The organism is Pseudomonas kermanshahensis (genome assembly GCF_014269205.2).
Taxonomy (GTDB): domain Bacteria; phylum Pseudomonadota; class Gammaproteobacteria; order Pseudomonadales; family Pseudomonadaceae; genus Aquipseudomonas; species Aquipseudomonas kermanshahensis.
Map to the genome: position 1 here is coordinate 3,839,675 of NZ_JABWRY020000001.1, position 26,385 is coordinate 3,866,059.

Here is a 26,385-nt window from a genome sequence, read left to right on the forward strand (position 1 = left end):
TCGGTTGTTTCGTCTTCACCACCGCAATTCGCGCTAGCAAATTGCTTGGGTGTTATATGGTCAAGCCTCACGGGCAATTAGTATTGGTTAGCTCAACGCCTCACAGCGCTTACACACCCAACCTATCAACGTCGTAGTCTTCGACGGCCCTTTAGGGGATTCAAGATCCCAGTGAGATCTCATCTTGAGGCAAGTTTCCCGCTTAGATGCTTTCAGCGGTTATCTCTTCCGAACATAGCTACCCGGCAATGCCACTGGCGTGACAACCGGAACACCAGAGGTTCGTCCACTCCGGTCCTCTCGTACTAGGAGCAGCCCCTCTCAAATCTCAAACGTCCACGGCAGATAGGGACCGAACTGTCTCACGACGTTCTAAACCCAGCTCGCGTACCACTTTAAATGGCGAACAGCCATACCCTTGGGACCGGCTTCAGCCCCAGGATGTGATGAGCCGACATCGAGGTGCCAAACACCGCCGTCGATATGAACTCTTGGGCGGTATCAGCCTGTTATCCCCGGAGTACCTTTTATCCGTTGAGCGATGGCCCTTCCATACAGAACCACCGGATCACTAAGACCTACTTTCGTACCTGCTCGACGTGTTTGTCTCGCAGTCAAGCGCGCTTTTGCCTTTATACTCTACGACCGATTTCCGACCGGTCTGAGCGCACCTTCGTACTCCTCCGTTACTCTTTGGGAGGAGACCGCCCCAGTCAAACTACCCACCATACACTGTCCTCGATCCGGATAACGGACCTGAGTTAGAACCTCAAAGTTGCCAGGGTGGTATTTCAAGGATGGCTCCATGAGAACTGGCGTCCCCACTTCAAAGCCTCCCACCTATCCTACACAAGCAAATTCAAAGTCCAGTGCAAAGCTATAGTAAAGGTTCACGGGGTCTTTCCGTCTAGCCGCGGATACACTGCATCTTCACAGCGATTTCAATTTCACTGAGTCTCGGGTGGAGACAGCGCCGCCATCGTTACGCCATTCGTGCAGGTCGGAACTTACCCGACAAGGAATTTCGCTACCTTAGGACCGTTATAGTTACGGCCGCCGTTTACCGGGGCTTCGATCAAGAGCTTCGCTTGCGCTAACCCCATCAATTAACCTTCCGGCACCGGGCAGGCGTCACACCCTATACGTCCACTTTCGTGTTTGCAGAGTGCTGTGTTTTTAATAAACAGTCGCAGCGGCCTGGTATCTTCGACCGGCATGGGCTTACGGAGCAAGTCCTTAACCCTCGCCGGCGCACCTTCTCCCGAAGTTACGGTGCCATTTTGCCTAGTTCCTTCACCCGAGTTCTCTCAAGCGCCTTGGTATTCTCTACCTAACCACCTGTGTCGGTTTGGGGTACGGTTCCCAGTTATCTGAAGCTTAGGAGCTTTTCTTGGAAGCATGGCATCAACCACTTCGTCGCCTAAAGGCAACTCGTCATCAGCTCTCGGCCTTGAGATCCCGGATTTGCCTAAGATCTCAGCCTACCACCTTAAACTTGGACAACCAACGCCAAGCTGGCCTAGCCTTCTCCGTCCCTCCATCGCAATAACTGGAAGTACAGGAATATTAACCTGTTTTCCATCGACTACGCTTTTCAGCCTCGCCTTAGGGACCGACTAACCCTGCGTCGATTAACGTTGCGCAGGAAACCTTGGTCTTTCGGCGTGGGAGTTTTTCACTCCCATTGTCGTTACTCATGTCAGCATTCGCACTTCTGATACCTCCAGCAAGCTTCTCAACTCACCTTCACAGGCTTACAGAACGCTCCTCTACCGCATCACCAAAAGGTGATACCCGTAGCTTCGGTGCATGGTTTGAGCCCCGTTACATCTTCCGCGCAGGCCGACTCGACTAGTGAGCTATTACGCTTTCTTTAAAGGGTGGCTGCTTCTAAGCCAACCTCCTAGCTGTCTAAGCCTTCCCACATCGTTTCCCACTTAACCATGACTTTGGGACCTTAGCTGACGGTCTGGGTTGTTTCCCTTTTCACGACGGACGTTAGCACCCGCCGTGTGTCTCCCATGCTCGGCACTTGTAGGTATTCGGAGTTTGCATCGGTTTGGTAAGTCGGGATGACCCCCTAGCCGAAACAGTGCTCTACCCCCTACAGTGATACATGAGGCGCTACCTAAATAGCTTTCGAGGAGAACCAGCTATCTCCGAGCTTGATTAGCCTTTCACTCCGATCCACAGGTCATCCGCTAACTTTTCAACGGTAGTCGGTTCGGTCCTCCAGTCAGTGTTACCTAACCTTCAACCTGCCCATGGATAGATCGCCCGGTTTCGGGTCTATACCCAGCGACTAAACGCCCTATTAAGACTCGCTTTCGCTACGCCTCCCCTATTCGGTTAAGCTCGCCACTGAATATAAGTCGCTGACCCATTATACAAAAGGTACGCAGTCACCTAACAAAGTAGGCTCCCACTGCTTGTACGCATACGGTTTCAGGATCTATTTCACTCCCCTCTCCGGGGTTCTTTTCGCCTTTCCCTCACGGTACTAGTTCACTATCGGTCAGTCAGTAGTATTTAGCCTTGGAGGATGGTCCCCCCATATTCAGACAAAGTTTCTCGTGCTCCGTCCTACTCGATTTCATTGATAAGAGATTTTCGTGTACGGGGCTATCACCCACTATGGCCGCACTTTCCAGAGCGTTCCACTAATCTCAAACCAACTTAAGGGCTGGTCCCCGTTCGCTCGCCACTACTAAGGGAATCTCGGTTGATTTCTTTTCCTCAGGGTACTTAGATGTTTCAGTTCCCCTGGTTCGCCTCTTGCACCTATGTATTCAGTACAAGATACTCAGCTTATGCTGAGTGGGTTCCCCCATTCAGAGATCTCTGGATCACAGTCTGTTTGCCGACTCCCCAAAGCTTATCGCAGGCTACCACGTCTTTCATCGCCTCTGACTGCCAAGGCATCCACCGTATGCGCTTCTTCACTTGACCATATAACCCCAAGCAATCTGGTTATACTGTGAAGACGACATTCGCCGAAAATTCGTTTTGCTCTTTCGAGCCCACAAATTTTACCTTAGCCTGATCCACTACCAGTGAAAGTAGTGTTCAGTCTATTTCTATCACATATCCGAATTTTTAAAGAACGATCTGACAAAAGCCAGAAATCAACATTCGAAGCGAATGCTCATTTCTGAGTTTGATCACGTACTGCAAGAGTGGTGGAGCCAAGCGGGATCGAACCGCTGACCTCCTGCGTGCAAGGCAGGCGCTCTCCCAGCTGAGCTATGGCCCCAAATACTGGTAGGTCTGGGCAGATTTGAACTGCCGACCTCACCCTTATCAGGGGTGCGCTCTAACCAACTGAGCTACAGACCTATATAGGGTCTTGATCGTCTTCGACAATGAATCAAGCAATTCGTGTGGGAGCTCATCAGCAGGCTGATGTCGTCGATTAAGGAGGTGATCCAGCCGCAGGTTCCCCTACGGCTACCTTGTTACGACTTCACCCCAGTCATGAATCACACCGTGGTAACCGTCCTCCCGAAGGTTAGACTAGCTACTTCTGGTGCAACCCACTCCCATGGTGTGACGGGCGGTGTGTACAAGGCCCGGGAACGTATTCACCGCGACATTCTGATTCGCGATTACTAGCGATTCCGACTTCACGCAGTCGAGTTGCAGACTGCGATCCGGACTACGATCGGTTTTGTGAGATTAGCTCCACCTCGCGGCTTGGCAACCCTCTGTACCGACCATTGTAGCACGTGTGTAGCCCAGGCCGTAAGGGCCATGATGACTTGACGTCATCCCCACCTTCCTCCGGTTTGTCACCGGCAGTCTCCTTAGAGTGCCCACCATAACGTGCTGGTAACTAAGGACAAGGGTTGCGCTCGTTACGGGACTTAACCCAACATCTCACGACACGAGCTGACGACAGCCATGCAGCACCTGTGTCAGAGTTCCCGAAGGCACCAATCCATCTCTGGAAAGTTCTCTGCATGTCAAGGCCTGGTAAGGTTCTTCGCGTTGCTTCGAATTAAACCACATGCTCCACCGCTTGTGCGGGCCCCCGTCAATTCATTTGAGTTTTAACCTTGCGGCCGTACTCCCCAGGCGGTCAACTTAATGCGTTAGCTGCGCCACTAAAATCTCAAGGATTCCAACGGCTAGTTGACATCGTTTACGGCGTGGACTACCAGGGTATCTAATCCTGTTTGCTCCCCACGCTTTCGCACCTCAGTGTCAGTATCAGTCCAGGTGGTCGCCTTCGCCACTGGTGTTCCTTCCTATATCTACGCATTTCACCGCTACACAGGAAATTCCACCACCCTCTACCGTACTCTAGCTTGCCAGTTTTGGATGCAGTTCCCAGGTTGAGCCCGGGGCTTTCACATCCAACTTAACAAACCACCTACGCGCGCTTTACGCCCAGTAATTCCGATTAACGCTTGCACCCTCTGTATTACCGCGGCTGCTGGCACAGAGTTAGCCGGTGCTTATTCTGTCGGTAACGTCAAAACAGCAAGGTATTCGCTTACTGCCCTTCCTCCCAACTTAAAGTGCTTTACAATCCGAAGACCTTCTTCACACACGCGGCATGGCTGGATCAGGCTTTCGCCCATTGTCCAATATTCCCCACTGCTGCCTCCCGTAGGAGTCTGGACCGTGTCTCAGTTCCAGTGTGACTGATCATCCTCTCAGACCAGTTACGGATCGTCGCCTTGGTGAGCCATTACCTCACCAACTAGCTAATCCGACCTAGGCTCATCTGATAGCGCAAGGCCCGAAGGTCCCCTGCTTTCTCCCGTAGGACGTATGCGGTATTAGCGCTCCTTTCGAAACGTTGTCCCCCACTACCAGGCAGATTCCTAGGCATTACTCACCCGTCCGCCGCTGAATCGAAGAGCAAGCTCTTCTCATCCGCTCGACTTGCATGTGTTAGGCCTGCCGCCAGCGTTCAATCTGAGCCATGATCAAACTCTTCAGTTCAATACTGCTTGGGTTTTTAAGAAACCCTAAACTTGGCTCAGCAATCTCAAATGACTATGTGATTTCTCGCATGGCCACTTGTGATGCTGATAATCTTTGTGACTATCAGTCCGTACTCACAAGCACCCACACGAATTGCTTGATTCAATTTGTTAAAGAGCGTTTGGTTAAGAGCTTTTCATCTCAACCGAGGCGCGCATTCTACGCTTTCCTCATTTGCTGTCAAGCGTTTATTTTGAAGTTTTTCGCGAGAAACTCGTTTAGCTTCAAACACTTGACTCGCTGCGATCTCTCGTAGCGGGAGGCGAATCATACAGCGTTTAGAAGCGCTGTCAACCACCATTTCAACCGCTGACGATCTTTCGATCGAAGCCCTTACAACACTACCTGAATCGATTAACTCGTTGATACTCAAGGAGTTTCTCGTTCCAATCACGCTGGAAGTGGGGCGCATTATAAGGGGATTCGAAACCCCGTCAACCTTTAATTTCAAAAGCGTGACATCTTGCCCTCTGCCCATGTAAGTGCGCACTATAGTGCACACCCTACCCGCCCAAGGATCGCCGCGCAGAGATGAACACCCAACCCCGCAGCCTGGCCGCTACTCTCTTCCCTATCGGCCTGCTGCTGATCGCCATGGCATCCATACAGTCCGGTGCCTCACTGGCCAAAAGCATGTTCCCAATCATCGGCGCCCAAGGCACCACAGCCCTGCGCCTGATCTTCGCCAGTATCATCATGCTGCTCATATTACGCCCATGGCGCGTCCGCATGACCGCCACCACTCTGCGCAATGTCATCATCTATGGCATGGCACTTGGGGGCATGAACTTCCTCTTCTATATGGCGCTGCAAACAGTACCTATCGGTATCGCCGTGGCACTGGAGTTCACGGGGCCACTGGCGGTGGCGATCTTCTCCTCGCGCCGTCCTATCGACTTTCTCTGGATCGCGATGGCGATCGCCGGGCTTCTACTGTTGCTGCCCGCAGGCGATGGCGGCCAGGCTTTGGACCCGGTAGGCGCTGCGTATGCCTTGGGTGCAGGGGTGTGCTGGGCGCTTTACATTCTGTTCGGGCAACGCGCCGGTGCCGAGCACGGCATCCAGAGCGCCGCCCTCGGCGTCGTGGTCGCCGCCCTGTTCGTTGCCCCCATCGGGGTAATTCATGCCGGCAGCGCACTGCTCACCCCAGCGGTCATCCCGATGGCACTGGGTGTCGCGATACTGTCCACCGCCCTGCCCTATAGCCTGGAAATGGTTGCCCTGACCCGCATGCCTGCGCGAACGTTCGGCACCTTGATGAGCATCGAGCCGGCGTTTGGCGCACTTTCAGGCCTTCTGTTCCTCGGCGAGGTGCTGAGCACCACCCAATGGCTCGCGATTCTCGCCATCATCGTCGCGTCGGTAGGCACCACGTTGTCGATGCGCCAGACGCCAACCCCACCCGTCGCCGCCGACTGATATGAGAACTATTTTCATTTAAGACGGGATTAGTGATTGTAGCGGCCCGTCTCGCTGATTAAGCTGTCACACAGAATCAATCACTTTACGCGATCTGGTGGACCGAAGACGGACGCTGGGGATTTTCAGGAAGACAGCAGTGACAACGACAGGGCCCGACAAATGATCCGCCCTGCATTTAAGGAAGGGAATGAAACGTATTTTGCTCATTCTGGCCATTTTGGCTATTGCTGGATGTGCCGCCACGGCCAAGACTGAGGTCAAAAAGGGGAAGAAAGGCCTGCATATCAATTGCTCCGGCCTCTCCTCATCGTGGGATAACTGCTACAGCAAGGCCGCCACCTCCTGCAGCACCCGCGGTTACAAAGTCATTGCTCGCTCCGGCGATACCGACGAAGAGCAAGGCGATTACCTGTTCGGTATCAATCCAGCTGGCTATACCAGCCGCAGCATGATCGTCATCTGCAAGTGATGACCACCAGGCATTGAGTTCAAAGGGCAGCGCGAGCGCTGCCCCTTGTTTATTTGCCATCACAGCGGCGCGGTACGCGCCTGCAGCCATGCCAGGGCCTCGCCCTTCAACAGCGGCGCAAGACGCTCATGCACCGTCGCGTGGTAACGGTTCAGCCACGCCAACTCTTCCTTGGCAAGCAGCTCGGGCAACAGGCAGCGCGTGTCGATCGGGCAAAGCGTCAAGGTCTCGAAGTTCAGGAAATCGCCGAACACACTCTTGCCCGCTTCCCGGCTAACCACCAGGTTCTCAATGCGTACGCCCCACTCACGCGGCCGGTAAGTACCCGGCTCGATCGAACTGATCATGCCCGCCTGCATGGCCGTCTGTGGCGTAGGCGCCGCCTGATAGGCAATCACCTGCGGCCCTTCGTGGACGTTCATGAAGTAACCCACGCCATGGCCGGTACCGTGGCCATAGTCCACCTGATCGGCCCAGATCGGTGCCCGGGCAATGGCATCGAGCAGCGGCGAGAGGATCCCGCGGGGGAAGGTGGCGCGCGATAGCGCAATCATGCCCTTGAGCACACGCGTGCAATCCTGCTTCTGCTCAAGCGTAGGATTACCCACCGGCACCATCCGGGTAATGTCGGTGGTCCCCCCCAGGTACTGCCCCCCGGAATCGATCAGCAGCAAACCGTCACCTTCGATGATGGCATGCGACTGCTCGGTGGCGCGGTAATGAGGCATCGCGCCATTGCCATTAAAGGCGGCAATGGTCGAGAAACTCAACGACACGAAGTCTGGACGGCGAGCACGGGCGGCGCTCAATCGCTCATCGACCGTCAGCTCGGTAATGACCTCATGGCCCAGAGACGCCTCGAACCAGGCGAAAAATTCGCACAAGGCGGCGCCGTCCTGCTCCATGGCCCGGCGAATATGCACAAGATCATCCTCACCCTTGCACGACTTGCTCAGCGTGGTGGGGTTGACCCCCTCGACCAGCTCAACGCCTGAGGCCAGGTTTTCCAGCAAACCGCAGGTGACCCGCGCCGGGTCGACCAACAGGCGACTGCCTGAAGGCACGGCGCCCAGGGCCTGACCGATTTCGGCATAGTCACGCACCTCAATGCCATCAACCGACAACACATGGCGCAGATGATCATCGACCTTTTCGTGGCCAACGAACACCGTCGCCTGCTGCTGACTGATCAGGGCAAAGGAAACAAAGACTGGGTTGTAGGACACATCGCTGCCACGCAGATTGAAGAGCCAGGCGATATCATCCAGGGTGGCGATGAAATGCCAGTCAGCGCCCTTGGCCTTCAAGGTCTCACGCAACTGAGCGAGTTTGTCTGCCCGGTTCTGCGAGGCATGCGGCGGCAAGTGTTGGTAGACCGGGTTGCTCGGCAGCGACGGGCGCCCCTCCCAAACCTTGCCAAGCACGTCCTTGTCCGTGACCAGCCGCACATCCCGGGCCTTCAGACGCTCGCTCAGCAAACGCGCCGACGCCAAGGCCATGACAGCACCGTCCACTGCCACGACACCCTGTGGCTCGACATGCTCACCCAGCCATTCCAGCGCGCCCGGCTTGCCTGGCAGCAGCTTCATCAACTCGATGCCGCTGCCTGCCAGCTCGTGCTCGGCCTGCTCCCAATAGCGGCTGTCAACCCAGAGCCCGGCAAACCCCGCCGTGACCACCAGCGTGCCGACCGACCCTTGGAAACCGGACAGCCATTGACGCCCCTGCCAGAAACCAGGCAGGTACTCGGAAAGATGAGGGTCGGCCGAGGGCACCAGCAGCGCATCGACCCCCTCTGCGGCCATGGCCTGACGCACCCGCGCCAGGCGCTCCGGCACAGCTTGCTCTATCGTGGTCTGAACGTTCATGCGCACTCCTGCGAAAACATCTCTACTGATTTCAGACCATCGATAATGGTACAGCCACCCCTACCCTGCAATCACTGCGACCGGCCTGCGGCATGCATTGCCCATCACGCCCTCAGCAATCAGGACATTTCCTACAGCAGAACCAGGACCACCGATCACATCCTGCTGAACTTCCCAAAAACCACGGCTTCACACCAAGTACATTCATTGCAGACAGGCCACCCCCTATGCCCGCTGCCGGTGACGCGAAAACCGCCGTTGTGCTGCTCGACACCCGCCAGCACACGCCTGACCATGAACATGCTGTACACCTCAAGCTTGCCGATGGCCTGGCGCAACTGTTGGGTTGCGCACACGTGTATCTCGACCCGCCCTCCACGCCCAGCGACCGCTACTACTACCTGCCGACCGAAACGCTGATCGACCCGCAGCGCCAGGCAGCCTTGGGTATCCGCACCGAACAGGACCTGTTCGGCGGGCTGGTCGCTTTTCCTTATATGGCGACCAAGGCGATTTCCCACCCGCTGCCGGCCGCCGCCAGCTTCCCCCCAGGCTGGACCGACGCCTTCGCCCTTCAGGCCAGTGATGCGCTGTTGCGTGGCTATACCGTATTCAGCAAGGCCGACGCTCGCAATGCCGCACGCTTGCTCCTGCTCGATGGCCCGCTACGGATCAAGCCAGTACTGGCCTGTGCCGGGCGGGGGCAGCAGGTCATCGACACACTGGATGCGCTGGAGCCGTTACTGGCCGACATGGACGACCAAGACCTGGCCGTCTGGGGGTTAGTGCTCGAAGAAGACCTGAGCGAGGTGCAGACCTTCAGTGTTGGCCAAGTGCGTGTCGCCGGCCTGACCTGTAGCTACCACGGCACTCAGCAACTGACGCACGACCACCAAGGCACAGAGGTCTATGGCGGCTCTGATCTACTCGTGGTGCGCGGTGACTACCAGGCGTTGCTGCAACTGCCGTTGGAAGACCACCTGCGCCTGGCGATCAACCAGGCCATGGTCTACGAACGTGCCGCGGAGCAGCACTTCCCAGGCTTCGTGGCGTCAAGACGTAACTACGACATTGCCCGCGGCACCAACGCCCAAGGCCATGTACGCAGCGGCGTGCTTGAACAATCCTGGCGTCTGGGCGGTGCCAGCAGTGCAGAACTGCTGGCCCTGCAGGCCTTCGCTGCTGAGCCGACACTGCAGCGGGTGCGTGCTTCGACCCATGAAGTGTTCGGCACGCCCGACCTGCCCACTGACGCCACTCTCTTCTACCAAGGAATCGACAGTGAACTCGGACAACTCAGCAAATTTGCGCGGATCCGCGAACATGAGCATTCAGAGTGAGACCATTGAGCTGCACGTCGAGAATGACAGCATCGTCGGCACCCTGGTCAGCCCTGGCAGCAAGATGCCCGGCATACTCTTCGTCCACGGCTGGGGCGGTAGCCAGCAACGCGACCTGGCCCGCGCCCGACACATTACCGGGCTGGGGTGCGTGTGCATGACCTTCGACTTGCGCGGGCACGAAAAGACCGAAAGCCAACGCCTGACCGTCAGCCGCGAACAGAACCTCAACGACCTGCTGGCAGCCTACGACCGCCTGGTCGGTCACCCCAGCGTGGACAGCAATTCCATCGCCATCATTGGCAGCAGCTATGGCGGTTACCTGGCCACCTTGTTGACGCGGTTGCGGCCAGTACGGTGGCTGGCAATGCGGGTGCCTGCCCTGTACTGGGACGATGAGTGGGACACCCCCAAGCAAACCCTTGATCGGCAGCGGCTGAACGCCTACCGCCAGCGCCAGCTTGGCCCGGCGGACAATCGCGCACTGGCCGCGTGCGCCGAATTCGGCGGCGATGTGTTACTGGTGGAGTCCGAGCATGATGACTATGTACCCCACAGCACACTGATGAGCTATCGCTCGGCATTCATCAGCGCTCATTCGCTGACCCACCGCATCGTCGACGGTGCCGACCACGCCTTGTCCAGCGAAGAAAGCCAGAAAGCCTACAGCTCGATTCTTGCGTCGTGGATCAGCGAGATGGTCATTGGCGCACGCCTGGACCGCTACCCACACTACGCGCCCTGGTATGCCTAAGGCTCACCGACCTGGCAGTGCAGGCCACCGTCGGCATTGCGGACCAGGCTGCGCAATGTCTGGTAGGCCGCGAAGTTGACGCCCCGCGCCTGATGCTGGCACAGCAGGTCGAGAAAGGGTTCTTCAACGAAATGGTCGGCGGCCGCGGCCCATGCCTGGCGCGATTGCCACTGCAGGTACTGGAGAACCCGGCTGCCATCGTCACTGGCCTGGATGCTCACGCCCTGCAAGCCCTCACAACCTGCGGCCAACGCTTCGCTGCGCACCACCAAGGCCTGGGCCAACGCCACTTGCTGCAGCGCAGGCACTTCGTATTCGATCATCTGGGTAAACCACAGAGAATGAGGCGTTGCCGTCATGAAAAGTCTCCTTGCTCCGGACGCCAATGGCGTGATGGTGAGCAGGGTAAAACCTCAAGTTAAGTCAAGGTCAAGTGTTTTTTGCTGCCGCACGAGCGGTCGCTGGTTCAACCTGAAACCGCAAAGCGTCGTCGATATTCACTGGGCGTCAAACCGGTGATGCGCTGAAACACTTTGCGAAAAGCGCCGGGGTCCTGATAACCCACACCCCAGGCGATTTGTTCGACATTGCGCCGGGTAAATTCCAGCAACCGACAGGCGCGCCCAACCCGTACTTGCTGGCAATACTCGGTCGGGCGTAAACCGGTGGCAGCCCGAAAGCGCCGCAGAAAGGTCCGCTCCTCAAGGCCTGCACAAGCGGCCATGGCGGCCAGGTCGGCATCCTGTCCACCATTGCCCTGTAACCAGTGCTGCACTTTGAGCACTGCCTCATCGCCATGGTCCAGGCGGGGGTTGAACAATGCCCCCGGCAACGGCGCCGCCACGGGCTCGACAGCCAGGTAGCGAGCCGTCTCGCGCGCCACCGTCGCCCCCATGAACCGCTCCAGCAGGCGCAAGCCCAGCTCGGTCCAGGCCATCAGCCCGGCCGACGTCATGATGTCACCGTCGTCCAGCAGCGGCTGGTTCGCCTCCACCTGCACCAGGGGAAAACGCTGTGCAAGCGCTTGCACGTAGTTCCAGTGGGTACAGGCCGGGCGCCCGTCGAGCAGCCCACTGGCCGCGATGAAAAACACGCCGATGCACACCGACGCCAGCACCGTGCCGCGCCCGTGGAGCTGATTCAAGGGCAGGCGATGGCGCGCAAGCAGCTCAGCGTGTGGCGCCGAGTCCAGGCTTGGCGGAATGATCATCACCCTCAGCGCCGTGGCCGCCTCAGAGCCACTATCCTCAACCCACTGCAACAACCCCGCTTCATCGACCTGCCAGTGGCTGACGCGGATCTGCGGCAGCTCGACAGCGCCCAACTCGGCGGCAACTCGGTTGGCCACCGTGAACAGGTCGGTCAGGCCATGCACGGCCGCACGCTGCGCCCCTGGGTAAAGCAGCAGGCCGATGTCCAGGCGCGCAGGGTTGTCAGTTTTTGCCCTCATTGTGTCGGTCGTGCCAATCCTCAGGTCGAAGCGCACAGCCTATAACTATCGTCATCCAACGACCACTGCCGCAGGAGGCAACATGAGCAAGCAAGCACTGATCATCATCGACATCCAGAACGACTATTTCCCCGGTGGCAAATGGGCCCTCGACGGCGCAGACCAGGCAGCCGACAACGCCGCCCGGCTGTTGGCAGCCGCGCGTGAGCGGGGCGACCTGGTGGTGCATGTGCGGCATGAGTTCGAAAGTGCCGATGCGCCGTTCTTCGCACCGGGCTCCCCCGGCGCGGCCATCCACGCCAAGGTGCAACCCAAGGCGGGCGAGCCGGTGGTGCTCAAGCACAAGGTCAATGCGTTTCTCGGTACCGACCTCAAGCACACGCTGGACCAGCAAGGGATCGAGGCACTGACCATCGTCGGCAGCATGAGCCACATGTGCATCGATGCAGCGACCCGCGCCGCCGCCGATTATGGCTACGACGTGACTGTGGCTCACGACGCCTGCGCGACCTTGCCGCTGGAGTTCGATGGCAAACAGGTGCCGGCGGCCCATGTACACGACTCGGCAATGGCGGCCCTGGCGTTTGCCTACGCCAAGGTGGTGAAGACCGATGAGCTGCTCGGCAAATGATCGCGCCTTGCCTTTAAAGCGAGTGTCAGATCACCACATTTCGCACAAAGCGCACCGCCACGGCGCCATCGTTGCGGTAGGCGTAGCGGCAGTTGCTAGGGAAGACATGAAACTGGCCAACCTGCAGGCAATACTCGGCCTGCTCGATGACTAATGTGAGCTGCCCTTCGGCCACGTAGATCTGCTCGCTCCAGCCATCGGCATCGGCCTCGCTGACATAGCACTCGCCCGGTGCCAGGGTCCACTCCCAGAGTTCGACCTCACGCCGGGCGGTGCTGCTACCCAGCAGCACTGCCTTGCTTTGCGGATGCTCACCGGCCCAGGCCAGTTCGTCGATGCGGCTGGGGTCGCGCCGCTCGGGCGCCTGGATCAACGTACTGAACGCCACCCCCAAGGCCTCGGCGATCAAATCGAGCGTAGTAAGGCTGACATTCTTCTCACCCGCCTCGATCGCCACCAGCATTCGTCGGCTGACGCCAGAACGCTCGGCCAAGGCAGACTGGCTCATACCCGCTGCGTGACGCAGGCTGCGTACGTTGAGGCTAACATGCTGTAACACCGATGCCCGGTGCGTGGAATTTTTGTGCACTGTATTGCTCGCTGATCGTGACTGCGCAGTATACTGCCCACTTGGCGCAGATTGTGCGCCGCCCCCTCCGAGTGCGCAAGACCATGAACCAACCCACCTGCAAGCCCTATACACGCGTTTCTTTGCGCCTGAGCAAAGCCGAACTGATGCTGGTATTCATCACCATGCTGTGGGGTGGCACCTTCTTGCTGGTGCATAACGTGATGACGGTCAGCGGCCCGATGTTCTTCGTCGGCCTGCGCTTTGCTGCGGCGGCGTTGTTCGTTGGCGCGATCTCGGCGCGCGCGCTGTCGGGGCTGACCTTTACCGAACTCAAGGCGGGCGTACTGATCGGCGTCTCGATCATGCTCGGCTACGGCTTGCAGACCATGGGCCTGCAAACCATCAGCAGCAGCCAGTCCGCATTCATCACCGCGCTGTATGTGCCCTTCGTGCCGTTGTTGCAATGGCTGGTGCTTGGCCGTCGCCCCGGCCTGATGCCAAGCCTCGGCATCTGCCTGGCATTCCTTGGCCTGATGCTGCTGGCAGGGCCGGAAGGCGGCAGCTTGCACTTCAGCGAAGGCGAGATGGTGACCCTGGTCAGCGCCATCGCCATCGCCGGCGAGATCATCCTGATCAGCCGCTATGCCGGCCAGGTCGATGTGCGCCGCGTGACCGTGGTGCAGCTGGCTACCGCGTCGTTGCTGTCATTTCTGATGATCGTGCCGACCCAGGAGCGCCTACCGGACTTTTCCTGGCTGCTGGTGATGAGTGCGGTGGGGCTCGGCGCCATGAGCGCAGTGATCCAGCTGGCCATGAACTGGGCACAAAAGTCGGTTTCACCCACCCGCGCCACGCTGATCTATGCGGGCGAGCCTGTGTGGGCCGGGATCGTTGGGCGCATCGCCGGCGAGCGTCTGCCCGGTGTGGCGTTGATTGGCGGGCTGCTGATCGTGATCGCCGTGGTGGTCAGTGAACTGAAGGTGCGCCGCCCCCGCGAAAGCGCCACAACGCGCGAAGCGCAGGATGAAGCCGAGCACCAAACAGGCCTGTAAACCGGCCAACTCCAGCTATGCTTTGTAAAAAACTGTTATAAAAAAATACCTTGTAACACCGTATTTGTACGATTCTGCGACAGCTTGCGTGTTGGTGATCAACTGCTCGGCACGTATGATCCTTGGCAAACCTCTCCAGAATAGAACGCTATGTCCTTGATAGTGCTATTGCTTCTGCCGTTCGTGGGCAGTTGCCTGGCAGCCGTGCTGCCGCACAACGCACGAAACGCCGAGTCCATACTCGCCGGGCTTGTCGCCTTGGTCGGTACGGTCCAGGTAGCACTGCTGTACCCCCAAGTTGCCCACGGTGGCGTGATTCGCGAGGAATTCCTCTGGCTGCCCAGCCTGGGGTTGAACCTTGTATTGCGCATGGACGGCTTCGCCTGGCTGTTCTCGCTGCTGGTACTGGGCATCGGCACACTGGTGTCGCTGTACGCCCGCTACTACATGTCGCCGCAGGATCCGGTACCGCGCTTCTTCGCCTTCTTCCTCGCGTTCATGGGCGCCATGCTGGGCCTGGTGATCTCCGGCAACCTGATCCAGCTGGTGTTCTTCTGGGAGCTGACCAGCCTGTTCTCGTTCCTGCTGATCGGCTATTGGCACCACCGCGCCGACGCCCGCCGCGGCGCCTACATGGCGCTGATGGTCACCGGTGCCGGCGGCCTGTGCTTGCTGGTCGGGGCGCTACTACTGGGCCATGTGGTCGGCAGCTACGACCTGGACAAGGTCCTGGCTGCCGGCGACCTCATCCGCCAGCACGCGCTGTACCCGGTGCTGCTGCCTTTGATCCTGATTGGCGCCTTGAGCAAGAGTGCGCAGTTCCCCTTCCAGTTCTGGCTGCCCCACGCGATGGCAGCACCCACGCCGGTCTCGGCCTATCTGCATTCGGCAACCATGGTCAAGGCCGGGGTGTTCCTGCTGGCGCGGCTTTGGCCTGTGCTGTCAGGCAGCGAGGAGTGGTTCTGGATCGTCGGCGGCGCCGGCGCCATCACGTTGCTGCTCGGCGCCTTCGCCGCGATGTTCCAGAACGACCTCAAGGGCCTGCTGGCTTACTCCACCATCAGCCACTTGGGCCTGATCACCCTGCTGCTGGGCCTCAACAGCCCGCTGGCAGCGGTCGCCGCGGTGTTCCATATTCTCAACCATGCCACCTTCAAGGCCTCGTTGTTCATGGCCGCCGGCATCATCGACCACGAGAGCGGCACACGCGATATCCGACGGCTTAGCGGCCTGATCCGCCTGGTGCCCTACACTGCGACCCTGGCCATGGTAGCCAGCGCTTCGATGGCCGGCGTGCCGCTGATGAACGGTTTCCTGTCCAAAGAGATGTTCTTCGCCGAAACGGTATTCATCAGCTCCACCGCCTGGGTCGAAACCGCCCTGCCGGTAATCGCCACCCTGGCCGGTACATTCAGCGTGGCCTACGCCCTGCGCTTCACGGTCGATGTGTTCTTCGGGCCACCCGCCCAAGACCTGCCCCATACCCCCCACGAACCGCCGCGCTGGATGCGTGCGCCGGTCGAGTTGCTGGTGCTCACCTGCCTGGTGGTCGGTATTTTCCCCGCGCAGTCAGTAGGCCCGCTGCTGGCGGCGGCAGCCCTGCCGGTGGTGGGCGGTACGTTACCGGAATACAGCCTGGCCATCTGGCACGGCTGGAATGCACCCTTGATCATGAGCCTGATCGCCATGAGCGGCGGGATCGTGCTGTACCTGCTGCTGCGCAAGCAGTTGCGCCTGGGGCGCTTCCCTTATCCGCCGCTGATCGAGCGCTTCAATGGCAAGCGCCTGTTCGAGCATGGCCAGGTCCACCTGATGCTGCTGGCCCGGCGAATCGAAAACCTGCTGACCACGCGCCGCCTGCAATCGCAGTTGTTCATGCTGGTGCTGGCGGCGTTTCTGGCCGGCCTCACGCCCATGCTCTACAGCGGCCTGACCTGGGGCGAGCGCCCGAAAATCCCGGGCTCCGGTGTATTCGTCGCACTCTGGCTGATCGCCATCGCCTGCGCCATCGGCGCCGCCTACCAAGCCAAGTATCACCGCCTGGCCGCCTTGATCATGGTCAGTGTCTGCGGCCTGATGACCTGCATCACCTTCGTCTGGTTCTCGGCGCCCGACCTGGCCCTGACTCAACTGGTTGTGGAAGTGGTCACCACCGTGCTGATCCTGCTCGGCTTGCGCTGGCTGCCGCGCCGTATCGAGGGCGTTTCGCCGCTGCCCGGCAGCCTGGAACGCGCCCGCATGCGTCGCCTGCGCGACCTGTTGCTGGCAGTGCTGGTGGGCGGCGGCATGGCGGTTCTGTCCTATGCCATGCTGACCCGGCCGACCCCCAACGACATTTCTTCGTTCTACCTGAGCCGCGCCCTGCCCCAGGGCGGCGGCACCAATGTGGTCAATGTGATGCTGGTCGATTTCCGTGGCTTCGACACCCTCGGTGAAATCACCGTGCTGGTCGCCGTGGCCCTGACCGTATTCGCCCTGCTGCGACGCTTCCGCCCACCCAAAGAGAGCATGCAGCTGCCCGCCCAGCAACGCCAGCTGGCGCCCGACGTGGTCACTGACCTGATCAACCCGCGCCACGCTACGGACACCGCGCTGGGCTTCATGATGGTGCCCGCGGTGCTGGTGCGGCTGTTGCTGCCGATCGCCCTGCTGGTATCGATGTACCTGTTCATGCGCGGCCACAACCAGCCGGGCGGCGGCTTTGTCGCAGGCCTGGTGATGTCGGTGGCGTTCATCCTGCAGTACATGGTCGCCGGTACCCAGTGGGTCGAAGCGCAGATGAGCCTACGCCCACTGCGCTGGATGGGCACTGGCCTGCTCTGCGCGACCCTGACCGGGGTAGGCGCCATGCTGCTCGGCTACCCCTTCCTGACCACGCACACCGCCCACTTGCACCTGCCTGTGCTGGGTGATGTGCATGTGGCCAGCGCGCTGTTCTTCGACGTCGGCGTGTACACCGTGGTGGTCGGCTCGACCCTGCTGATCCTCACTGCCCTGGCGCACCAATCGGTGCGCGCCTACCGCCCGGGCAACCCGTCGAAATCCAGCCAAGCAGGAGCCGCCTGATGGAAGAAGTCATTGCAGTCGCCATCGGTGTACTGGCCGCCTCCGGGGTGTGGTTGATCCTGCGCCCACGGACCTACCAGGTGATCATGGGCCTGTGCCTGTTGTCGTACGGGGTCAACCTGTTCATCTTCAGCATGGGCAGCCTGTTCATCGGCAAGGAACCGATCATCAAGGACGGCGTCACTCAAGACTTGCTGCACTACACCGACCCGCTCCCGCAGGCGTTGGTGCTGACTGCCATCGTCATCAGCTTCGCCATGACCGCGCTGTTTCTGGTCGTGCTGCTGGCCTCGCGCGGCTTGACCGGTACCGACCACGTCGATGGCCGGGAGCGTGACGAATGAGTGGTATGAGTCAACTGATCGTCGCGCCCATCCTGCTGCCCCTCATCACGGCGGCGATCATGCTGTTGTTGGGCGAGAAACACCGGCGCATCAAGGCGCGGCTTAACCTGCTGTCCACCTTCGCGGGCCTGGCCATCGCGGTCAGCCTGCTGCTGTGGGTCCGTACCCAGGGTCAAGCCGAATCGATCGGTGTCTACCTGCCGGGCAACTGGCCTGCACCGTTTGGCATCGTGCTGGTGGTGGACCACCTGTCTGCCTTGCTGCTGACCCTGACCGGCATCATCGGCTTCAGCGCCCTGCTGTTTGCCCGGGCCCGCTGGGACAGTGCCGGCGCCAGCTTCCACGCGCTGTTCCAAATCCAGCTGATGGGGCTGTACGGTGCCTTCCTGACCGCCGACCTGTTCAACCTGTTCGTGTTCTTCGAGGTGCTGCTGGCCGCATCCTACGGTTTGCTGCTGCATGGCTCGGGGCGTGCCAGGGTCAAGGCGGGCCTGCACTATATCGCCATCAACCTGTTCGCTTCGTCGTTGTTCCTGGTGGGCGCGGCGATGCTCTATGGCGTGACAGGCACCCTGAACATGGCCGACCTTGCGCTGAAGATCCCGCTGGTGCCAGAGGCCGACCGAGGCCTGCTGCATGCGGGCGCCGCAATCCTCGCCATGGCGTTTCTGGCCAAGGCCGGTATCTGGCCGCTGAATTTCTGGCTGGTGCCGGCCTACGCTTCGGCCAGCGCACCGGTTGCCGCGCTGTTCGCGATCATGACCAAGGTCGGCCTGTATGCCGTGCTGCGCCTGTGGACGCTGCTCTTCTCCGGGCAGGCCGGCGCCTCCGCGCAGTTTGGCGGCCAGTGGCTGGTGTACGGGGGGCTGGTCACACTGGCTGTGGCCGCGGTCTCGATACTGGCCGCACAGCGCCTGGAACGCATGGCTGCCCTGAGCATCCTGGTGTCCGCCGGCACCCTGCTCGCGGCCGTTGGCTTTGCTCAGCCGGCGTTAACGGGTGCGGCCTTGTTCTACCTGGTCAACTCGACCCTGGCGTTGTGCGCGTTGTTCCTGCTCGCCGAACTGGTCGAGCGCTCGCGTTCAGCCAATGAAGCGCCGCTGGATGACGAAGAAGATGCCATGCCTTCGCCCCTGGAGTCGCTGCACCCACCCAAGGGCATCAACCTCGATGACGAACAAAAGGTGGTGATCGGCCAGATCATCCCCTGGACCATGGCCTTCCTCGGCCTAAGCTTCATCGCCTGCGCGCTGCTGATCATCGGCATGCCACCACTGTCGGGCTTCGTCGGCAAACTCAACCTGATCAACGCGCTGTTCAACCCGCTGGGGCTGGGTATAGCGCCGGAGCAACCGCTGACAGCGGCAGGTTGGTGCCTGGTGGCACTGCTGGTGCTGTCCGGCATGGCGTCGTTGATCGCCTTCGGCCGCGTGGGCATCCAACGTTTCTGGAAGCCCGAAGAGCGCCCCTCGCCGCTGCTGCGTCGTTATGAATGCCTGCCAATCGTCATCCTGCTGGGCCTGTGCATCATCCTCAGCCTCAAGGCCGAGCCGCTGCTGCGCTACACCCAGGACACAGCGGCCAGCCTGCAGGCACCCGATACCTACATCAAAGCGGTGATGGCCGCTCGGCCAATCCCCGGCCCGACCTCCCTCGACGTGGAGGTACTGCCATGAAGCGCCTGTTTCCCGCCCCACTGCTGTCGGTCTCGCTATTCGGCCTGTGGTTGCTGCTGAACCTGTCCGTCAGCGCCGGCAACCTGCTGCTGGGTGCCATCCTCGGCATTTTTGCGCCACTGTTGATGGCCCCCCTACGCCCTCAGCACGCCCATGTGCAGCGGCCTTGGGTGATTGCCAAGTTGATTGGCCGGGTCGGCCTGGATGTGATCGTGTCCAACCTGCTGGTGGCCCGTGGCGTTCTGCGTGCGGGCAAGCAGCCGCCGCGCTCGGCATTCGTGCACATTCCGCTGGCCTTGCGCGATGCCCATGGCTTGGCTGCCCTGTCAATGATCACCACGGTGGTACCTGGCACGGTCTGGTCCGAACTGGCGCTGGACCGCAGCGTGCTGTTGCTGCATGTGTTCGACCTTGAGGATGAAGCCGCCTTCATCGAGCATTTCAAGCACACCTACGAACGCCCGCTGATGGAGATTTTCCAATGACAGGCCTGCTCGCCAACGCTGTACTCGCCAGCCTGTTCATCTTTGCCCTGGCCATGGCCCTGGCACTGATCCGGCTGTTCCGCGGCCCGTCCGCCCAGGACCGGGTGCTGGCACTGGACTACCTGTACATCCTGGCCATGCTGACGATGCTGGTGCTAGGGATCCGTTATGCCAGCGACACCTACTTCGAAGGTGCCCTGCTGATTGCACTGTTCGGCTTTGTCGGCTCGTTCGCCCTGGCCAAGTTCCTGCTACGTGGTGAGGTGATCGAATGACCGAAGCGCTACAACTGCCCTTCTGGCTTGAACTGGTCACCGCTGCGCTGCTGCTGATCGGCAGCCTGTTCGCCCTGATCGGTGCCGTGGGCCTGGTGCGCATGAAGGATTACTTTCAGCGCATGCACCCACCCGCTCTAGCCTCCACCATTGGCGCATGGTGTGTTGCCCTGGCCTCGATCATCTACTTTTCGTGGCTTAAAGAAGGGCCCGTTCTGCACGCCTGGCTGATCCCGATTCTGTTGTCGATCACGGTGCCGGTCACCACGCTCTTGCTGGCCAGGGCTGCCCTGTTTCGCAAGCGGATGTCCAAAGAGGCGGTACCTGAAGAAGTCAGTAGCGGCAGCGACCGTGGCCATTGACCGGTTGCAGCCTCACCCCTGGCTGAGGCGCTGCAACTCACGCCGCACCATGGCGGCATACGGTGGCGGGCTGAGTCGATAGAGCTCGCCTGCCACCCAGTTCAGCCAAGCGCCTTGCAGCGCTTCACGCTGGGCCAACAGCCGTTCGGCTTGCGCCAGCGCATCCGCCTGGTGCTGGTGATGAAACTCGGCACGCGACACAGGCGCGTTGTCGCGCTCGGTCATTCACTGGCCTTGAATGTGGTCAGCTCACCCTTGCGCCACTTCGCGACTTTGCCAGTCACTGCCTTGAGCAGCTTACCCAGCCCTTCCTGCACTTGCTGTTGCGCGGCAAAGACCAGCATCACGCCATTGCCTTCGCGCAACACGACGCCCTCGCCTTCAGGCACGGAAACAAAGGCGTAGTCGCCAACACCGTAGACATTGAACTTGATGTCTCGAAAGCGCATTTCCAGCTTGCCACCCTCGCGGCTGGGCAATACCGCAGCGCGGAAGTGATCGCCAACCTTCAGCTCCAGACGCTGTTTGTCATCGACCACCAATGCGCTTTCGGTGTCGATTTCGGCCATGTACAGGCCTTCAGGACTTTGTTCGGTGACATAAACAAAGCGGCCCTGGAACAGCTGGGCCAATTTACCGCGCAAATCGCCCAAGGCGAACAAGGCGTGAGTATCAAGTGTGCTGACTGCCAATGAAGTGATCCTCAATCGGTTACATCCCGCCCCCACACACGCTCAGTGAGGCACGGCCATTACATATCGATAGGCGAAAAGAGTAATAAAGCGATGCGCTGATGTCTGTATCCGCTGGCACTGTAGCCTGCAGGAATCTTTACTCTGGCTTGCCAGATATGGCCTAAGTGCAGGTTTTCGGCAAATTCCCCACGTGGGAAGCGTAATGCCTGACAACAAACCCGCCAGAAAAGATGCGATAGGTAGTTGCAGAGCGCTCGACAGAACGGGCTCTGAAATCCATCAGCGCATTACTGGGGAAGGAATATGCACGAAAACACCGAAATCCGTCGAGAGGCAAAGAACATTTCTTACATCGCCAGCACTCATGCAGCGCCACGCTACGTTGTCATACCCGCTGGTGTCCGCTTCTTTCATGTCACCGAAAGCGCCACGGGCAGGGTCAAGGGGTTTCGCTGCCGGCATCAGGACGCGTGTGAGCTGGCACGCCATCTGGAACAATGACGGCCGTCAGGCGGCCAGGCCTTTTTTGAGTTGCTGCATCCAGGCCGACTGGCATTCCAGCGCCTCGTCACGGGTGGCGAACGCCGTACCACGGCGCTCGCCATTGACCAGCACCACCCAACAAATACGCTTGCCCAGCGCCTGCAGGGTGGCAGGTACCCCCGAGCCAATCATCACGGCTACATCGACACGGCTATTCATCATCCCCTCCGGAATTTAATTAGCACCCTAACGATAAAGCCATGATACGCCTGCCTGCACGGAGGAAACAGCGCATCTCGGTACAGCAGTGTTACGCCACAGGCAACAAATCCGGGCATATCACGCACAAACGCAAAAAGCCCCAGGGATTGCTCCGTGGGGCTTCACGCACTGCGCGCGATCAGACCTGGCGCTGGTGGCGGTCGAGCTGCTCGTGGCGTTCCTGGGCTTCGATGCAGTACTTGGTGGTCGGGCTGATCAGCAAACGCTTCAGGCCAATCGGCTCACCACTGTCATCGCACCAGCCGAAGCTCTCGTCAGCGATACGGTCCAGCGCCATTTCAAGCTGTGGCAGCAAACGCTGGTCGCGGTCGATGGCATTGACCAACCAGCTACGCTCTTCTTCTACCGAAGCCACGTCAGCAGGGTCCGACGGAGTGTCCAGGCCCTCGATGGTGGCACGGCTCAACTCGATGCGCTCATGGGTTTCGACTTTCATCGACTGCAGCAGGCCAGTGAAGAAGGCGAGCTGATCAGCGTTCATGTAGTCATCGGCCGACATGGCCAGCAACTGTTCCTTGGTCATCGATTTCTCTATGAAAAATGTGCATTTGGGCGATTCGGGTGCCGCCGACGCCAGTGCATCAGCAGCGGAATTCTTCAAGCGCCAACCGGCACTCTTTTACAGGGGGCGGCAGTCTAAGGCGCCACGTCGCGTGGAGCAACTGCAATCGGAGGCGAATTTGATTCGATTGACCAGAATCCGCTGGTCGGTGCTCGGGTGGCAGGCGGTACAGGCGCGTCTGGGCTGATGGGCGCCTGCCTTGGGTTATGCATAGCCCATGAGATCGAGCGCCGCCCGCGCGGCGCATCGCGAGCAACGCTCGCTCCTACGTTTGTTTAGGGCCAGTGACGCCTGTGCCAGCGCGCGCGACCGCCTTGTTTGTACGGCTCAGTGTTGAGGCGTGCACCAAGGGGACGCGCGCCAATGCCCCAGAAATAATTGGCCCGAAACAAACGTAGGAGCGAGCGTTGCTCGCGATGCGCCGCGCGGGCGGCGCTCGATCTCCCAGACGCCACCCACCTCACGCCATACCCTACAGCCAGGTTCAACGATCCTTGAACTGTGCCTCGCGCTTGGCGATAAAAGCGCTCATGCCTTCCTTCTGGTCTTCAGTGGCAAAGGCCGCATGGAACACCCGACGCTCGAAACGCACCCCCTCACTCAGGGTCACTTCAAAGGCCCGGTTGACACTTTCCTTGACCATCATGCTCACCGGGATCGACTTGCTGGCGATGGTCGCCGCCACCTTCAAGGCTTCTTCGACCAGCTCAGCCTGCGGCACCACGCGCGCCACCAGCCCCGCACGTTCGGCCTCCTCGGCGCCCATCAAGCGCCCTGTCAGGCACAGTTCCATGGCCTTGGCCTTGCCCACCGCGCGGGTCAGCCGCTGGGTGCCGCCCATGCCCGGCAACACCCCAAGGTTGATCTCAGGCTGGCCGAACCGGGCATTGTCCGCTGCCAGAATGAAGTCGCACATCATCGCCAGCTCACACCCGCCGCCCAGGGCAAACCCGGACACCGCCGCAATGATCGGTTTGCGCCGATTGGCAATTCGGTCTGCGTCACTGAACAGGTCGTCGACGTAGATCTGAGGGTATTGGAGGTCGGCCATTTCCTTGATATCGGCACCTGCGGCAAAGGCCTTGGCCGAGCCGGTCAGAACCACGCAGCCGATGTTCGGGTCACGCTCGAGCTGGTCCAGGGCCTGGTTGATCTCGCCGACGATCTGCGCATTGAGCGCATTGAGCGCCTGCGGCCGGTTGAGGGTGATCAGGCCGACCTTGCCGTGGATGTCCAACAGGATGGTTTCGAATGCCATGCAGACTGCTCCTTCAAAGATTGCGCGCAATGACCATGCGCTGAATGTCGCTGGTGCCTTCGTAAATCTGGCAGACCCGAACGTCGCGGTAGATCCGCTCCAGCGGGAAGTCACTCAGATAGCCATAACCGCCCAGGGTCTGCAAGGCGTCCGAACAGACCTTTTCGGCCATTTCCGAGGCAAACAGCTTGGCCATCGACGCCTCCGTCAAAGCCGGCCGCCCGGCATCACGCAAGGCCGCGGCGTGCAGCACCATCTGCCTGGCCACGGCAATGCGCGTGGCCATGTCGGCCAGGCGGAAGGCCACGGCCTGGTGCTCGATCAACGGCTTGCCGAAGCTCTGCCGCTCCTTGGCATAGTCGCGGGCCACCTCGAACGCTGCCCGAGCCATGCCGACCGACTGCGACGCAATGCCGATACGGCCCCCTTCAAGGTTGGCCAGGGCGATCTTGTAGCCCTGCCCCTCTTCACCCAGGCGATTGGCGACCGGCACCCGCACATTGTCGAAAACAATCTGGCAGGTGTCCGAGGCATGCTGGCCGAGTTTGTCCTCGACCCTGGCAACCTGGTAGCCCGGCGAATCGGTCGGCACGATAAACGCCGTGATGCCACGCTTGCCCGCCTCTGGGTCGGTGACCGCGAAAACGATGACCACGCCGGCGTTTTGCCCGGAGGTGATGAACTGCTTGCTGCCGTTGAGCACGTAGTGGTCGCCGTCCAGGCGTGCGCGGGTCTTCAGGCTGCTGGCATCGGAGCCGGCCTGGGGCTCGGTGAGCGCGAAGGCGCCGATCATCGCGCCGCTGGCCAGCGGCGCCAGAAACTGCTGCTTCTGCTGCTCGGTGCCGAATTTCAGGATGGGCACGCAACCCACCGAGTTGTGCACGCTCATGATGGTCGAACAGGCACCATCGCCTGCGGCGATTTCTTCCAGGGCCATGGCGTACGCCACATACCCTGTGTCACTGCCGCCGTACTGCTCCGGCACCAGCATGCCGAACAGGCCCAGGGCGGCCATCTCGTCGATGGCTTCCCGCGGGAAGCGGTGGGCCTTATCCCATTGCTCAGCAAACGGCCGCAGGCGCTCCTGGGCAAAGTCACGCACGGCGTCGGCGATCTGTTGTTGCTCGTCAGTTACCAACATGGTTCACCTCAATACAGGCATTCGACGGCCATGGCCGTGGCCTCGCCACCGCCGATGCAGATGGCCGCCACGCCACGGCGCAGGTTGTTCTGGCGCAGGGCCGACAGCAAGGTCACCAGGATGCGCGCGCCTGAGGCGCCGATCGGGTGGCCCAAGGCGCAAGCACCGCCATGGATATTGACTTTGTCGTGTGGCAGGTCGAGGTGTTTCATGGCCGCCAGGGTGACCACGGCAAACGCTTCGTTGATCTCGAACAGGTCCACCTCGGCCAGGTTCCAGCCGGTGCGTTTCATCAGTTTGTCGATGGCCCCGATCGGCGCGGTGGGGAACAGCGCGGGCGCATCGGCAAAGGCCGCATGGCCATGGATCACGGCCAAAGGTTTCAAGCCGCGCTTTTCGGCTTCGCTGCGGCGCATCAGCACCAGCGCAGCAGCGCCGTCGGAAATCGAACTGGCGTTGGCGGCCGTCACCGTACCGCCTTCACGGAAGGCCGGTTTAAGCTGCGGGATCTTGTCCAGGCGCGCCTTGGGCGGTTGCTCGTCATCCGTGATGACGCGTTTTTCTTTGCCCTCGGTGACTTCCACCGGAACGATCTCGGCGCTGAAACGGCCCTGCTTGATCGCGTCCTGGGCGCGGGTCAGCGAGCTGATGGCAAAGGCATCCTGGGCTTCGCGGCTGAAAGCGCCAGCCTGGGCGCAATCCTCGGCGAAAGTGCCCATCAAACGGCCCTTGTCGTAGGCGTCTTCGAGGCCATCCATGAACATATGGTCGATGATCTTGCCATGGCCCATGCGGTATCCACCCCGGGCCTTGTCCAGCAGGTAGGGCGCGTTGGTCATGCTCTCCATGCCACCCGCCACCACCACATCGGCGCTGCCGGCCAGCAGCAGGTCATGGGCCATGATCGCGGCCTGCATGCCCGAACCACACATCTTGTTCAAGGTGGTGCAGGTGGTGTGTTTGTCCAAGCCGGCGCCCAGCGCTGCCTGGCGCGCGGGGGCCTGGCCCAGGCCTGCCGGCAGCACGCAACCGAACAGTACCTGTTCGACGCTGGTGGCCTCGATGCCGGCGCGCTCGACGGCGGCGCGGATCGCCGCGGCCCCCAGCTGCGGTGCGGTGAGGCTCTTGAGGTCGCCCTGCAGGCCGCCCATGGGCGTGCGCACGGCGCTGACGATGACAATCGGGTCGTTGGCGAGGGTCATGTTCA

At 60.3% G+C, this 26,385-nt stretch carries 23 protein-coding genes, 2 tRNA genes and 2 rRNA genes; 12 read left to right on the forward strand and 15 right to left on the reverse strand.

The genetic code is table 11. The features are described 5' to 3' along the window. Positions 1–56 precede the first annotated feature (56 nt). From HU764_RS17300 to HU764_RS17315, 4 genes are all read right to left on the reverse strand, one after another. A 23S ribosomal RNA gene (locus tag HU764_RS17300) occupies positions 57–2,949 on the reverse strand. Positions 2,950–3,177: 228 nt separating this feature from the next. Further along, a tRNA-Ala gene (locus HU764_RS17305) sits at positions 3,178–3,253 on the reverse strand. Positions 3,254–3,259: 6 nt separating this feature from the next. Further along, positions 3,260–3,336, reverse strand: a tRNA-Ile gene (locus HU764_RS17310). Between the two features lie 77 nt (positions 3,337–3,413). Continuing rightward, positions 3,414–4,950: ribosomal RNA gene (locus tag HU764_RS17315) — 16S ribosomal RNA — on the reverse strand. Together the 16S and 23S rRNA genes with 2 tRNA genes alongside form the textbook arrangement of a ribosomal RNA operon. Positions 4,951–5,523: 573 nt before the next feature. Between HU764_RS17315 and rhtA the strand changes: the two genes are divergently transcribed. Both rhtA and HU764_RS17325 read left to right on the forward strand, forming a co-directional pair. Then, positions 5,524–6,411, forward strand: coding sequence for a threonine/homoserine exporter RhtA (gene rhtA, locus HU764_RS17320; protein ID WP_027596535.1), 888 nt, complete (start codon positions 5,524–5,526; stop codon positions 6,409–6,411). A 190-nt stretch (positions 6,412–6,601) separates the two neighbouring features. Continuing rightward, complete coding sequence (locus tag HU764_RS17325) at positions 6,602–6,883, forward strand: hypothetical protein (RefSeq protein ID WP_027596536.1); 282 nt, start codon at positions 6,602–6,604, stop codon at positions 6,881–6,883. A gap of 59 nt (positions 6,884–6,942) precedes the next feature. Here the strand turns inward: HU764_RS17325 and HU764_RS17330 are convergent, their stop codons facing one another. Continuing rightward, entirely contained in the window at positions 6,943–8,751 is a 1,809-nt protein-coding gene (locus tag HU764_RS17330; RefSeq protein WP_186703833.1) for an aminopeptidase P family protein, read from the reverse strand. A gap of 227 nt (positions 8,752–8,978) precedes the next feature. On the opposite strand from HU764_RS17330, the gene HU764_RS17335 reads away from it, so the two are divergent. Further along, entirely contained in the window at positions 8,979–10,091 is a 1,113-nt protein-coding gene (locus tag HU764_RS17335; protein ID WP_186703834.1) for a DUF3182 family protein, read from the forward strand. Beyond that, positions 10,075–10,845, forward strand: coding sequence for an alpha/beta hydrolase family protein (locus HU764_RS17340; protein WP_186703835.1), 771 nt, complete (start codon positions 10,075–10,077; stop codon positions 10,843–10,845). Before HU764_RS17335 ends, HU764_RS17340 begins: the two co-directional genes overlap by 17 nt. On the opposite strand, the gene HU764_RS17345 is transcribed toward HU764_RS17340, so the two are convergent. Together HU764_RS17345 and HU764_RS17350 are read right to left on the reverse strand one after the other, a co-directional pair. After that, on the reverse strand, positions 10,842–11,204 hold the full coding sequence (locus tag HU764_RS17345) for an antibiotic biosynthesis monooxygenase (protein WP_027596540.1): 363 nt from the start codon (positions 11,202–11,204) through the stop codon (positions 10,842–10,844). The two genes, HU764_RS17340 and HU764_RS17345, sit on opposite strands and share 4 nt — an antisense overlap. Before the next feature lie 107 nt (positions 11,205–11,311). Then, positions 11,312–12,295: a GlxA family transcriptional regulator gene (locus tag HU764_RS17350; protein ID WP_186703836.1), complete on the reverse strand. Its 984-nt coding sequence runs from the start codon at positions 12,293–12,295 to the stop codon at positions 11,312–11,314. Positions 12,296–12,377: 82 nt separating this feature from the next. Here HU764_RS17350 and HU764_RS17355 point away from each other — a divergent pair, with 82 nt between their 5' ends. Continuing rightward, positions 12,378–12,926 carry a cysteine hydrolase family protein gene (locus HU764_RS17355; protein WP_186682175.1) on the forward strand — a complete coding sequence of 183 codons (549 nt, stop codon included), beginning with the start codon at positions 12,378–12,380 and terminating at the stop codon, positions 12,924–12,926. Positions 12,927–12,951: 25 nt separating this feature from the next. Here the strand turns inward: HU764_RS17355 and HU764_RS17360 are convergent, their stop codons facing one another. Continuing rightward, positions 12,952–13,515 carry a helix-turn-helix domain-containing protein gene (locus HU764_RS17360; RefSeq protein WP_099429969.1) on the reverse strand — a complete coding sequence of 188 codons (564 nt, stop codon included), beginning with the start codon at positions 13,513–13,515 and terminating at the stop codon, positions 12,952–12,954. An 83-nt stretch (positions 13,516–13,598) separates the two neighbouring features. Between HU764_RS17360 and HU764_RS17365 the strand changes: the two genes are divergently transcribed. From HU764_RS17365 to HU764_RS17395, 7 genes are all read left to right on the forward strand, one after another. Beyond that, positions 13,599–14,549, forward strand: coding sequence for a DMT family transporter (locus HU764_RS17365; RefSeq protein ID WP_186682177.1), 951 nt, complete (start codon positions 13,599–13,601; stop codon positions 14,547–14,549). A gap of 150 nt (positions 14,550–14,699) precedes the next feature. Next, positions 14,700–17,615 (forward strand): monovalent cation/H+ antiporter subunit A, encoded by a 2,916-nt coding sequence (locus HU764_RS17370; protein WP_027596545.1) that lies wholly within the window; start codon positions 14,700–14,702, stop codon positions 17,613–17,615. Then, a complete protein-coding gene (locus HU764_RS17375) occupies positions 17,615–17,959 on the forward strand; it encodes a Na+/H+ antiporter subunit C (protein WP_003250128.1) in 345 nt (114 codons plus the stop codon). The genes HU764_RS17370 and HU764_RS17375 overlap by 1 nt, the downstream gene beginning before the upstream one ends. Further along, positions 17,956–19,635: a monovalent cation/H+ antiporter subunit D gene (locus tag HU764_RS17380; protein WP_186703837.1), complete on the forward strand. Its 1,680-nt coding sequence runs from the start codon at positions 17,956–17,958 to the stop codon at positions 19,633–19,635. Before HU764_RS17375 ends, HU764_RS17380 begins: the two co-directional genes overlap by 4 nt. Next, positions 19,632–20,120: a Na+/H+ antiporter subunit E gene (locus tag HU764_RS17385; protein WP_027596547.1), complete on the forward strand. Its 489-nt coding sequence runs from the start codon at positions 19,632–19,634 to the stop codon at positions 20,118–20,120. The genes HU764_RS17380 and HU764_RS17385 overlap by 4 nt, the downstream gene beginning before the upstream one ends. Continuing rightward, positions 20,117–20,395: a K+/H+ antiporter subunit F gene (locus HU764_RS17390; protein WP_003259015.1), complete on the forward strand. Its 279-nt coding sequence runs from the start codon at positions 20,117–20,119 to the stop codon at positions 20,393–20,395. The genes HU764_RS17385 and HU764_RS17390 overlap by 4 nt, the downstream gene beginning before the upstream one ends. Next, positions 20,392–20,757, forward strand: a complete 366-nt coding sequence (locus HU764_RS17395; protein ID WP_186682180.1) for a Na+/H+ antiporter subunit G — start codon at positions 20,392–20,394, stop codon at positions 20,755–20,757. Before HU764_RS17390 ends, HU764_RS17395 begins: the two co-directional genes overlap by 4 nt. Positions 20,758–20,769: 12 nt before the next feature. Here HU764_RS17395 and HU764_RS17400 read toward each other — a convergent pair whose 3' ends face one another. The 7 genes from HU764_RS17400 to HU764_RS17430 all read right to left on the reverse strand — a co-directional run bounded on the left by HU764_RS17400 (position 20,770) and on the right by HU764_RS17430 (position 26,380). Next, positions 20,770–20,982 (reverse strand): hypothetical protein, encoded by a 213-nt coding sequence (locus HU764_RS17400; protein ID WP_027596549.1) that lies wholly within the window; start codon positions 20,980–20,982, stop codon positions 20,770–20,772. Beyond that, entirely contained in the window at positions 20,979–21,449 is a 471-nt protein-coding gene (locus tag HU764_RS17405; protein WP_027596550.1) for a hypothetical protein, read from the reverse strand. Before HU764_RS17405 ends, HU764_RS17400 begins: the two co-directional genes overlap by 4 nt. 510 nt (positions 21,450–21,959) lie before the next feature. Next, positions 21,960–22,154 carry a hypothetical protein gene (locus HU764_RS17410; protein ID WP_186682183.1) on the reverse strand — a complete coding sequence of 65 codons (195 nt, stop codon included), beginning with the start codon at positions 22,152–22,154 and terminating at the stop codon, positions 21,960–21,962. Between the two features lie 181 nt (positions 22,155–22,335). After that, positions 22,336–22,740, reverse strand: a complete 405-nt coding sequence (locus HU764_RS17415; protein WP_027596552.1) for a TraR/DksA family transcriptional regulator — start codon at positions 22,738–22,740, stop codon at positions 22,336–22,338. A gap of 523 nt (positions 22,741–23,263) precedes the next feature. Next, positions 23,264–24,037 (reverse strand): enoyl-CoA hydratase, encoded by a 774-nt coding sequence (locus HU764_RS17420; protein WP_099429973.1) that lies wholly within the window; start codon positions 24,035–24,037, stop codon positions 23,264–23,266. A 13-nt stretch (positions 24,038–24,050) separates the two neighbouring features. Continuing rightward, positions 24,051–25,178: an acyl-CoA dehydrogenase gene (locus HU764_RS17425; RefSeq protein ID WP_027596554.1), complete on the reverse strand. Its 1,128-nt coding sequence runs from the start codon at positions 25,176–25,178 to the stop codon at positions 24,051–24,053. Positions 25,179–25,186: 8 nt separating this feature from the next. Then, positions 25,187–26,380, reverse strand: coding sequence for an acetyl-CoA C-acyltransferase (locus tag HU764_RS17430; RefSeq protein WP_186682185.1), 1,194 nt, complete (start codon positions 26,378–26,380; stop codon positions 25,187–25,189). Between the last annotated feature and the right edge of the window lie 5 nt (positions 26,381–26,385).